Below are 11145 nucleotides of genomic sequence, written 5' to 3'. Positions count from 1 at the left end.
CCGCTACGACAAGCGCGCCTACATCTTCCTGGGAACCGTCACCGTCGCCGCCTTGGCTATCTGGCTCCGGACCTGATCCAGGAAACAGCTCCTAGCGGTCCCCGCACACGGAGACCGGCGCCACCTCCGGCAGGTTGGCCGTCCACTCCTGCTCCGTCAGGGTGCGTCCGAAGCGGGCGCACAGGGCTTCGGCCACGGCCGGGGGCGCGACGGGATACTCGTGCCGAAGGTCGACCTGGTCGAAGGTGATCAGGCGGGTGCCGTCGGAGGTGAAGGACGCCCGCTGGACGTTCCCCCTGTCGTCGTCCAGGACAGCGCCGACGTACTGCCCGCGCGCCAGGTCGTAGAGGCGGACCTTGCCGTCGCCGCCCACGAGGGCGGCCAGGTCCTCCTTCGGTGATACGGCGAGCGGTGCCGTCGGGCTGCCGGAGGTGCCACTGATGACCGTCCGGGGCGAGCCCTCGCGGTTCCAGACGGCGAGGCGGCCACGGTTGTCCGCTGTGACGAGCTCCCCGGACCGGGTGAAAGCGCCGTACACCAGGCTGGTCGTGCGGCCGCCGGCCCGCAGCACCGGGCCGGCGGGCTTCCCGGTGGCCGCGTCCAGCAGACGGGACTCCTGCCCCAGCACGGCCAGCCTGGTCCCGTCGGGGCTGAAGGCGACGTCCTTCAGCCTGGTCATCCTGGCCGACCACAGGGCGCGGCCAGCCTTCCAGTCCCACACCTGGAGCGTGGACCTCGTCGAGTCCTCCACCTGGGTGAGCAGCACCGCGACCTTGCTACCGTCGGGGCTGTAGCCCGCCAGGAACCCCTCATCGTCGTCGCTCACCTTGAGCCGCTTGATCTCCTTGCGGGTGGCGGCGTCGTGGATGCGCAGGTGGGTGATGTTCGTGAAGTCGTCGCGGCCCACCGCGGTGGCCTCGAAGGTGGTGAACGCGATCGTCCTGCCGTCGCGGCTGAAGGCGGCACCGGTGAAGAGGACGGAGGAATCGCTGTTTTCGCTGCCGCGCAGCAGCAGGTCGCGCCTCTTGGCGTTGCGCAGGTACACGTCGGTGCCGTGGAACTCCACACTCGTCGTGCCGTCCGGGCTGACCGCCACCGTGCTGGACTCCGGGTCGCCCGCTCTGCTGAGCGAGGAGACGTCGAGGGAGAACACCCGGTCCTCACTGAGGTAGCGCAGCACCTTCCCGCTGGGGTCGAATCTCGGCTGGGGCGACATCGCCTCGGCCACCCAGGCGGAGGTCTCGTCGGACGCGGAGCGGACGGTCAGCGTGGCGAGGAGCGTCCCCTCGCCCCAGAGCTGGATCTCCTTGTCCGTCGCCGAGGCGAACAGTCTCTCGTCATGGCTGAAGATCACGCGTCCCCCGTTCCAGGTGGCGGGGCCGTCGTTGATCAATGTGCCGGCTGTGGAGTTGTCCGGGTCCGCCAGGTCGGTGACACCGAGCCGCCACCTCGGCAGCACCTCCAGCAGCTCTCCCTTCTTGGTGACCGCCAGCGGGTCGGGGCAGTACTTGCACGGCTCCTGCGCCGGTCTCGTGCCGGTGAGCTTCAGGCTGGGCAGCGCGAATCTGCCGATCGTCTTGATGTCGCGGTACTGCCTGAAGATCGCCGATCCGTCGGGCGTCATCGCGCCGTTCCAGAAACCGGGGACCTTCACGTTCCGGCCGGTCCGCAGGTCCCAGAACATGTCGCCGGGACCGTCCCGGCGCACCATGACATAGCGGTCCACCGTGCCGAACCGGACGGCGGCCCCATCGGACGCGTCACCGCCGATGGACTTGTCGAACTTCCAGGCGCCCCTGGACTTGCCGGTCTTCACGTCCCAGGCGTACGCGCCCTTGCCGGTCAGGACCGCGAGCACCGCGCCGGACGGGCTCAGCGCCACGTCGATCGGCGTGCCCGCTACGTCCAGCCGCAGTTGCCCGATCTGGACGCGGCGGACCACGTCCCACAGCCGTGCCTGGCCGCCGCTGACGCTGACCAGGGTCCTGCTGTCCGCGCTCAGGGTCCGCAGCGTGTCGGGGCCGGTCACCGGGTCCTGGAACATCGCGGTCTCGCGCTTGGCGAGGGAGTCGTTCATGGCCTTACGGGTCTGCGGGGTCGGGTCGAGCCGCCAGGCCGCGACGCTGAGCAGGTCGCCGAGGCGCGGGTCGGTGGCGCGGATCGTCCCGGCGGCGGCCGCGATCCTGGCGGCCTCCGCCATGCGGAACCGGTCGTTGGCCACCCGGCTCTGCCAGACCGCCACCCCGGTCGCGGCCAGCGAGGCCACGAGGAGCACGGCCAGGCTCAAGGACAGCATCCGGCTCCTGCGGGCCCGGCGGCGGCCGAGCGCGGCCCCCGCGTCCAGGAAGTCGCGCTCGGCGCGGACCAGCGTGATGTCCCGCCGGCCGGTGGCGGCCCACTGCAGCGCGGTCTCCAGCGAGCGCCCGGTGAGCAGGTCGCCGTCGCGCCGGCCGCCGTCGTCCCATCGCCGGGCCGCGGTCATGATGTCCCGGTGGGCGGCGAGGCCGTCCCGGTTGGCCTCGATCCAGCCGCGCAGCCGGGGCCACGCGTGGGGCAGGGCGGGCCGGGTCAGCCGTACCTCGTCGCCGTTGACCTCCAGCAGGTAGGCGAACACGCGCAGCACGCCCCGCGCCTCCGGGAACTCGCTCAGGCGGGCCCGCCGCAACGACAGCTCGCCGTCCTCGTCCACCGTGACCAGCCGCAGGAACACCTGCGCGGCCTGCTCGCGGTCGGCGGGGCCGAGCATGCCGTAGGCCTCTTCCGCGAGCGGGCCGAGGCCGGGGTCGCGCGCCTCCGTGGCGAGGTGGGACGCCCGGCCTCCCTCGGCGAGGAGCCGGGCCGTGTCGAGCCGCCCGTCGCCGCTGATCAGGGCGAGCAGCAGGGCCCGGGCCGTGGGCCGCTCCATCGGGTCCTTGCGCAGCGCGGCATGGACCAGCGGGCGGAGCGGTTCCGGCAGGCAGGTGAGGTCCGGTTCGACCGACATGACCTGGTGCATGACCGCGCCCAGGGTTTCGGCCTTGAACGGGTCCTTGCCGGTGGCGGCGAACAGCATGATCCCGCCCCACGCGAACACGTCCGCCGGGGCTCCCGCCCGCTCGCCCGTGAACACCTCGGGCGCCATGTACGTGGGAGTGCCGGAGATCAGGCCGGTCGCGGTCAGTGACATCTCCAGCGTCCGCGCGAGCCCGAAGTCGATCACCCGGGGGCCGTCGGGGCCGAGCAGCACGTTGTCCGGCTTCATGTCGCGGTGGATCACGCCGGCGTCGTGGATGGCGGTCAGCGCGGTGGCGACGCCGGTCGCGAGCCGGTGCAGTTCACCGGGGGTGAAGACCCTGCCGTCCCGCACGGCGGCGCCCAGGCTGGGCCCTTCCACGTACTCGCTGACGAGGTACGGCCGGGGCCCGGTGAGATCGGCCCCGATCACGCCGGCCGTGCAGAAGGAGGAGACCCGCTGGGCCGCGGTGGCCTCGCGCTGCAGGAGGCCCACGTCGCCGCCGTGCAGCATCTTGATCGCCACCCGGCGCCCGGCCGGGTCGTAGGCCTCGTAGACCACTCCCTGGCCGCCCGAGCCGAGCCTTCCGGCCAGCCAGTAATCGCCGATCCGCGTGGGATCCCCCGTAACAAGAGTCACAGGAGCTTGGATGTGCGAGATCACCGAAGAGTTCGCGGACAGCCCCACATCCCCCCAGATCGCCCACGAGCGGCCCGCCCGTAACTCGGCCGTAATTGCCGCTTTAAGTCGGGGAATATCGCATTCATCCCACCGCGTACTTACACGGACTGATCTAGCCGTCAACCCCTCGAACCCCGCAACCGGCGTCCACTTGTGGACATATGTCGTTATTCCCCACTACGGAATCGATCTTTACTCTTTAGTGGGGGTCGCCGCCCTTGATGTGTACTAACGAGACATCTCATCCAGAAGTGTACGGAGAACGTCAGGGTAAAGCGGTGCACAGAGTTGCCAGGGTGGTGTTATGAGGGTGGGGATTGAGGAGTCCGATGTCGCGCTCCTCGAGGCCGTTCCGCACCACGCGTCGAGCATCTGGACGCGGGCGTACCTGCGGATTCTTTGGGGAGGTGACGTCGCCTGCGCGCTCGGCGCATGCGTGTGCGTGCTGGGGGTGCGGCTCCTGTACGGCGCGTTCATCCCGGTCGCCGAGTACGCGCTCGGCGTCGGGCTGGTCGTCGCCTGGCCCGTCGCGCTGATGATGGGCGGCGCGCACCGGGAACGCGCGCACGGCGAGGGGATGGAGGAGTTCAGGGCGGTCTTCAACGGCGGGGCGGCATTGATGGCGTTCGTGGCCATCGGCGCCTACGCCACGCAGACGGCGGTCGCGCGGAGTTTCGTCATGGCGATGCTCCCGCTGGCGCTGCTGTCCACGCTGTACTTCCGCTACAGAATGCGCAAACGCCTGCACCGCCGGCGGGCGGTCGGCGAGTACCTGCGCCAGGTGGTCGCGGTGGGACACCGCGAGGCGATCCTCGACCTGGTGATGCAGTTCAGGGGTCAGCCGCACCACGGCATGCGGGTCGTTGGAGCGTGCCTGCCGCCCGATCGCATGGACGACGACCTCGAAGGCATCCCCGTCCTGGGTTCCTTCGGCGAGGTGTCGGAGGCGGTGGCGCGGGTGGGGGCCGACGCGGTGGCGGTGCTGACCTGCCCCGAGATGGACGGCGTGGCGCTGCGCAGGCTGGCGTGGAGCCTGGAGACCGAGCGGACCGACCTGTTCGTGGCTCCGGCGCTGATGGACGTGGCCGGCCCGCGCATCAGCATCAGGCCGGTGGCCGGGATGCCGCTGCTGCACGTGGAGCATCCCGAGTTCGACGGCGCCAAGCAGGTGGTCAAGAGCGTGTTCGACCGGTGCGTGGCGGGTCTGGCGCTGCTGGTCATGGCGGTGCCGCTGGCGGCCGTCGTGCTGCTGGTCCGCATGACCAGCCCCGGCCCGGCGCTGTTCTACCAGACCCGCGTCGGCAGAGGTGGCAAAGAATTCCGGGTCGTGAAATTTCGGACCATGGTGGTGGATGCGGAGCGGCTCAAGCGGTCGCTCCTCCAGGACAACGAGCTGGACGGCGTGCTGTTCAAGATACGGAACGATCCAAGGATCACCCGGGTGGGCGCCTTCCTGCGCCGATACTCCATCGACGAGGTCCCGCAGCTGCTCAACGTGGTCCGCGGCGAGATGTCGCTCGTCGGCCCGCGCCCGCCGCTGCCGGAGGAGGTCGCGCAGTACGGCGCGGACGTGCGCCGCCGGCTCGTGGTCAAGCCGGGCATGACCGGACTCTGGCAGGTCAGCGGACGTTCCACCTTAACCTGGGAGGAATCCGTCCGACTCGACCTGCGGTACGTGGAGAACTGGTCGCTCGTCCTCGACCTGCAGATCCTGTGGAAGACCTGGTCCGTCGTCACCCGCGGAGAAGGGGCTTACTAGCGGTGAAAGCACTCGTGCTCGCCGGAGGGGCGGGCACCCGGCTGAGGCCCATCACCCACACCTCCGCCAAGCAGCTCGTCCCCGTGGCGAACAAGCCGGTGCTGTTCTACGGCCTGGAGGCGATCGCGGAGACCGGCGTCCGGGAGGTGGGCCTGGTCGTCGGCGACACCCAGGCGGAGATCGAGGCGGCCGTCGGCGACGGCTCGGCGTTCGGGCTGGAGGTGACCTACCTGCGCCAGGAGGCGCCGCTCGGGCTGGCGCACGGCGTGCTCGTCGCCCGCGACTACCTGGGCGACGACGACTTCGTCATGTACCTCGGCGACAACTTCATCGTCGGCGGCATCGACGGCATCGTGCGCCGGTTCGCCCGCGAGCGGCCCGCGGCGCAGATCATGCTGACCAAGGTCAGCGACCCGCGCCAGTTCGGCGTCGCCGAGCTCGACGAACGGGGCCGCGTCGTCGGCCTGGAGGAGAAGCCGGCCCGGCCCAAGAGCGACCTCGCGCTGGTCGGCGTCTACCTGTTCACCCCGGCCGTCCACGAGGCGGTGGCCGAGCTCAAGCCGTCCTGGCGGGGCGAGCTGGAGATCACCGACGCGATCCAGTGGCTGATCGAGGCCGGCCTGCCCGTGGAGTCCTCGGTGATCTCCGGGTACTGGAAGGACACCGGCAACGTCGCCGACATGCTGGAGGTCAACCGCCTGGTCCTGGAGTCGCTGGAGCCGCGGGTCAGCGGCTCGGTCGACGCGGCCAGCGAGTTGATCGGCCGGGTCGTCGTCGAGCCGGGCGCCGTGGTGGCGCGCTCCCGCGTGGTCGGCCCGGCCGTCATCGGCCCGGGCGCCCGCGTGGAGGACGGCTACGTCGGCCCGTTCACCTCCATCGGGGCGGACTGCGTCATCGAACGCGCCGAGATCGAGTACTCGATCGTGTTACCCCGCAGCTCCATCCGCGGCGTCAGCCGGATCGAGTCGTCGCTCATCGGCCACGACGTCGAGGTGACGCCCGCGACCGCCTCTCCCCGAGCCCACCGCCTCGTGCTGGGCGATCACAGCAAGGTGCAGATCAGTTCTTGACTTCATCCACTTCTTCAGGAGAAGGGATTCCGACCGTCGCCGGTCGGGGTTCCTGCTTCACCGCCGGTTGCCCGCTCGGAGGTTTCCGTTGAGGTCTTACACCAGCTCCACAGGCGTTTCACCTCTCCGCCAGCCCGGCGGCGAGGATGCTCCTGGCGGCGTTGACGTCGCGGTCGTGACGGGCGCCGCAGGAGCACTGCCAGTCGCGGACCTCCAGTGGCATCTGTTCCTGCATGATGCCGCACGCCGAGCACAGCTTGGAGGAGGGGAACCAGCGGTCGATCACGACCAGTTTCCGCCCGTACCAGACCGTCTTGTACTCCAGCATCGACCGCATCTCCCGCCACGACGCATCAGAGATGGCGCGGGCGACCCGCCGGTTCTTGACCATGCTACGGACGGTGAGGTTCTCGATCACGACCGTTTGGTTCTCACGGACGAGCCGAGTGGTGAGCTTGTGCAGGCCATCGCGGCGACGGTCGGCGATACGGGCGCACACGCGGGCCACCTTCAGCCGCGCCTTCTCCCGGTTGGCCGACCCCTTGACCTTACGGGCCAGCGCCTGGTGCGCACGAGCGAGCCTGAGCCGGTCGCGCAGCTCGTGACGCGGGTTGGCGATCCTCTCGCCGGTGGACAGCGTCGCCAGGGCGGTGATCCCGGCGTCCACCCCGACCGCGTCCGCGACCGGCTCCAGGGGGCGGATCGTTTCCTCCACCAGGATGGACACGAACCACCTGCCGGCCGGGTCCTTCGACACCGTCACGGTGGACGGCTGGGCGCCCTGCGGCAGCGGACGCGACCACACGATGTCCAGCGGCGCGTCCATCTTGGCCAGCGTCAACCGGCCGTCTCGCCAGCGGAAGGCGGAACGGGTGTACTCGGCGCTGAGGCGGGACCGCTTGCGGGACTTGAAGGTCGGGTAGTTGGCTCGCTTGGCGAAGAAGTTCGCGAAGGCGGCCTGAAGGTGGCGCAGTGCCTGTTGCAACGGCACCGAAGACACTTCGCCGAGGAACGCCAGTTCGGGGGTCTTCTTCCATCGGGTGAGCGCCGCCGAGGACTCCGCGTAGGAGACGCGACGGCCTTCCAGCCCGAAGGCGCGGGTCCGCTCCTCAAGTGCCCGGTTGTAGACCAGGCGCACGCAGCCGAACGTCCGGGCGAGCTCAACGGCCTGCTCCACGGTCGGATGGAAGCGGTACTTGTAGGACCGCTTCACGATCTGCGCCACACCCCACAGTCTCGCAAGATTCCTTGTCTCGCTGAGCACATTCCCACTCCGCCTGAAGGCGGCGCTCTCCCCAGAGGTGACCGATGAGAATCCTCGTCACCGGCGGCGCCGGTTTCATCGGCTCGCACTTCGTCCGCTCGCACGGCGGCGACGACGTGACCGTGCTGGACAAGCTCACGTACGCGGGCCGCCGGGCGAACCTGGACGGCGTCCGGCACACGTTCGTCCACGGCGACATATGCGATGCCAGGCTGCTGGCCGAGGTGGTGCCGGGCCACGACCTGGTGGTGAACTTCGCCGCCGAGTCGCACGTGGACCGCTCGATCGAGGGTGCCGCCGAGTTCGTCCGCACCAACGTGCTCGGCACGCAGACGCTCATGCAGGCGTGCCTCGACGCCGGCGTGCCGCGGGTCGTGCACGTCTCGACCGACGAGGTGTACGGCACGATCGACAGTGGCTCCTGGGACGAGTCCGCGCCGCTCCAGCCGCGTTCCCCGTACGCCGCGTCCAAGGCGGGCGGTGACCTGATCGCCCGCGCGTACGCCGTCACCCACGGCCTCGACGTGTCGATCACCCGGTGCGGCAACAACTACGGGCCCCGGCAGTACCCCGAAAAGATCATCCCGCTGTTCGTCACCAACCTGCTGCGCGGCAGGAAGGTGCCGCTCTACGGCGACGGGCTGAACGTGCGCGACTGGATCCACGCCGAGGACCACTGCGCCGGCATCGACCTGGTCGCGGAGAAGGGCGAGCGGGGCGAGGTCTACCACGTCGCGGGCACCGCCGAGCTGACCAACCGCGAGCTGACCGGGCGCCTGCTGGAGGCGTGCGGCGCCGGCTGGGACATGGTCGAGCCGGTCGCCGACCGCAAGGGCCACGACCGCCGCTACTCCCTGGACGACACGCGGCTGCGGGCGCTCGGCTACCGCCCGCGCGTCCCCTTCGACCGGGGGCTCAAGGAGACCGTCGAGTGGTACGCCGCCCACCGCGACTGGTGGGAGGGCGCGTGAGGTGGCTGATCACGGGCGGCGGCATGCTCGCCGCCGACGTCTTACGCGCGGCCGTGGCGTCGGGCGAGCCGGTGCTCGCGCTGGGCCGCTCCGAGCTGGACGTGACCGACCGGCGCGCGGTGCGCGACATGGTGGCCGCCTGCCGCCCCGGCGTCGTCGTCAACTGCGCCGGCTGGACGGCCGTGGACGACGCCGAGACGCGCGAGGCCGAGGCGCTGGAGGTCAACGGGCACGCGGTGGCGACGCTGGCCGACGCCTGCTCGGCGGGCGGGGCCCGGCTGGTGCACATCTCCACCGACTACGTCTTCGACGGCACGAGCCGCGAGCCGTACCGGGAGGACGCGCCGACGCGCCCGCTGAACGCCTACGGCCGCACCAAGCTCGCCGGGGAGCGCGCCGCGCTGGAGCGGGGCCACCACGTGGTGCGCACCGCCTGGCTGTACGGCGCTTCGGGCCCCAACTTCGTGCGCACGATGACCCGGCTGGCCCGCGCGGGCACGGCCGCGGACGTGGTGGACGACCAGCGCGGCCAGCCGACGTGGGCCGCCGACCTCGCCGTGTTCGTGCTGCGGCTGGCGCGCTCCGGCCTGCCGCCCGGCGTCTACCACGGCACCAGCGCGGGGGAGACCACCTGGTGGGGCCTGGCCCGGGAGGTGTACGCCCTGTGCGGCGCCGATCCCGGTCTGGTGCGCCCGGTGCCGAGCAGCGCCTACCCCCGCCCGGCGGCCCGGCCGGGCAACAGCGTGCTCGCCCACACCCGGTGCGCGCCGATCCGCCACTGGCGGGAGGCGTTACGCGCCGCGTGGCCCGCGCTGACCGGTGAACTGCCGAGGACCCCGGCCCAGGTGGGGGAGGCGGGTCCTCAGTGCAGCGTCGCGTAGAACTTCGCGCACTCCTCGTAGTCCGGCAGCAACCCCGCGGCCTCCGCCTGGGCGAGGGTGGGCGCCGCGGCGTCCTTCTCCGACAGCACCGGCTCCACCTCGCCGGGCCAGGCGATCCCGAGCGCCGGGTCGAAGGGGTGGACGGCGTGCTCGCGCCCCGGGTTGTACGGCTGCGAGCACAGGTAGAGGACCGTGGCCCGCTCGCTCAGCGCCATGAACGCGTGGCCGAGCCCTTCGGAGATGAGCATGGCCCGGGGCGTCTCGTCGTCCATCCGCACCGCCTCCCAGCGGCCGAACCCGGGCGAGCCGGTCCGCAGATCCACCACCACGTCCAGCACGGCGCCGGCCACGCACAGCACGTACTTGGCCTGGCCGGGCGGCACGGCCGCGAAGTGCACGCCGCGGACCACGCCCCGGCGCGAGACCGAGCAGTTGACCTGCGCCGCCTCCAGGGGGTGCGGCAGCCCGGCCGTGCGGAACGCCTCGAAGAACGAGCCACGGAGGTCGGCGTGGACGCGCGGCGTGTGCAGCCACGCCCCTTCGACCGAGAGGGCATCCATGATCGCAGGATGCCACGGCCCGGCCCCCTTACCTAGACCGCGAGAAAGGGATCTTCACATGACGGCCGTCCTCTCCAACAGCACGGCGACCGACGACCGGCGCCGCGAGCTGGTGTTCCGGGGTGACCTGTTCGTCTACTCCGCCTCGCCGGCGGCCACGGAGCTGGTGCGCTTCGCCCGGGAACTGGTCGCCGACGCGTTCGGTCCGCGCGACCCGGAGACCGCGCAGCACGACATGCCCGTGGAGGACTTCGCCCGGCTGCTGGCCGAGCTGAAGCCGCGCTTCATCCACCATCCCCGGTGCAAGGAACTGGTGCCCGCGCTCATCGAGGAGCGCGGCTGCGACCCGTCGCTGACGTACTTCGACGTGCCCCGCTTACGCACCTCCACCTCCGACGACTACCTGGTCTCGGGCATCTCGTACGCCTTCCACCCGCACCGCGACTGCTGGTACTCCGCCCCGTTCAACCAGGTCAACTGGTGGATCCCGGTCTTCGGGGTGGTGGCGGAGAACGTGATGGCCTTCCACCCCCGCTACTTCGACGCGCCGGTCCGGAACGGCAGCGCGGCCTACGACTACGGGGAGTGGAACCGGACGAGCAGGCGGAGCGCCGCCGAGCACGTGCGCAGCGACACCCGCGTGCAGCCGCGGCCGGAGGAGGAGATCGACCTCGACCCGCAGATCCGGGTCGTTCCGGAGCCGGGCGGCGTGCTCATGTTCTCCGGCGCCCACCTGCACTCGACGGTGCCCAACACCTCCGGCCGGACCCGCTTCAGCATCGACTTCCGCACCGTGCACCTGGGCGACGTGCGCGAGCGCAGGGGGGCGCTGAACGTGGACGCCCGCTGCACGGGCACCACGCTGCGTGACTTCACCAGGTGCGCCGGCCTCACGCCGATGCCCGAGGAGCTCGCGGCGGCCTACGAGGCCGAGGCCGAGACCCGTGCCCTCGCCGGGGTGAGCTGA

General features: G+C 71.0%; 7 protein-coding genes and 1 pseudogene. 5 read left to right on the top strand and 3 right to left on the bottom strand.

What is annotated here, in order from left to right; all coding sequences use genetic code 11:
• Window positions 1-91: 91 nt before the first annotated feature.
• Complete coding sequence (locus tag AB0H81_RS29400; protein WP_358381053.1) at window positions 92-3631, bottom strand: protein kinase; 3540 nt, start codon at window positions 3629-3631, stop codon at window positions 92-94.
• A 346-nt stretch (window positions 3632-3977) separates the two neighbouring features.
• On the opposite strand from AB0H81_RS29400, the gene AB0H81_RS29395 reads away from it, so the two are divergent.
• Together AB0H81_RS29395 and AB0H81_RS29390 are read left to right on the top strand one after the other, a co-directional pair.
• The gene (locus AB0H81_RS29395) at window positions 3978-5432 is read left to right on the top strand and encodes a sugar transferase (RefSeq protein WP_358381051.1); all 1455 of its coding nucleotides are present in this window, start codon (window positions 3978-3980) and stop codon (window positions 5430-5432) included.
• Window positions 5433-5434: 2 nt separating this feature from the next.
• Window positions 5435-6502, top strand: coding sequence for a glucose-1-phosphate thymidylyltransferase (locus AB0H81_RS29390; protein ID WP_358381049.1), 1068 nt, complete (start codon window positions 5435-5437; stop codon window positions 6500-6502).
• On the opposite strand, the pseudogene AB0H81_RS29385 reads toward AB0H81_RS29390, so the two are convergent.
• A pseudogene (locus AB0H81_RS29385) lies at window positions 6492-7727 on the bottom strand (RNA-guided endonuclease TnpB family protein). The gene AB0H81_RS29390 and the pseudogene AB0H81_RS29385 sit on opposite strands and share 11 nt — an antisense overlap.
• 83 nt (window positions 7728-7810) lie before the next feature.
• Here AB0H81_RS29385 and rfbB point away from each other — a divergent pair.
• Window positions 7811-8737: a dTDP-glucose 4,6-dehydratase gene (rfbB, locus tag AB0H81_RS29380; RefSeq protein ID WP_358381047.1), complete on the top strand. Its 927-nt coding sequence runs from the start codon at window positions 7811-7813 to the stop codon at window positions 8735-8737.
• Entirely contained in the window at window positions 8734-9618 is an 885-nt protein-coding gene (rfbD, locus tag AB0H81_RS29375) for a dTDP-4-dehydrorhamnose reductase (protein WP_358381045.1), read from the top strand. Before rfbB ends, rfbD begins: the two co-directional genes overlap by 4 nt.
• On the opposite strand, the gene rfbC is transcribed toward rfbD, so the two are convergent.
• Window positions 9600-10178 (bottom strand): dTDP-4-dehydrorhamnose 3,5-epimerase, encoded by a 579-nt coding sequence (gene rfbC / locus AB0H81_RS29370; RefSeq protein WP_358381043.1) that lies wholly within the window; start codon window positions 10176-10178, stop codon window positions 9600-9602. The genes rfbD and rfbC overlap by 19 nt on opposite strands.
• A gap of 58 nt (window positions 10179-10236) precedes the next feature.
• Between rfbC and AB0H81_RS29365 the strand changes: the two genes are divergently transcribed.
• Window positions 10237-11145: a hypothetical protein gene (locus AB0H81_RS29365; RefSeq protein WP_358381041.1), complete on the top strand. Its 909-nt coding sequence runs from the start codon at window positions 10237-10239 to the stop codon at window positions 11143-11145.

The organism is Nonomuraea sp. NPDC050691, assembly GCF_040654455.1.
Lineage (GTDB): Bacteria > Actinomycetota > Actinomycetes > Streptosporangiales > Streptosporangiaceae > Nonomuraea.
The sequence above is the reverse complement of the archived record's forward strand: the minus strand, read 5'-3'. Positions and strand labels throughout refer to the sequence as shown.

Coding starts and splice junctions, on each gene's coding strand:
- AB0H81_RS29395 (WP_358381051.1), top strand. CDS start 3,978: ATGAGGGTGGGGATTGAGGAGTCCGATGTCGCGCTCCTCGAGGCCGTT.
- rfbB (WP_358381047.1), top strand. CDS start 7,811: ATGAGAATCCTCGTCACCGGCGGCGCCGGTTTCATCGGCTCGCACTTC.
- rfbC (WP_358381043.1), bottom strand. CDS start 10,178: ATGGATGCCCTCTCGGTCGAAGGGGCGTGGCTGCACACGCCGCGCGTC.
- AB0H81_RS29365 (WP_358381041.1), top strand. CDS start 10,237: ATGACGGCCGTCCTCTCCAACAGCACGGCGACCGACGACCGGCGCCGC.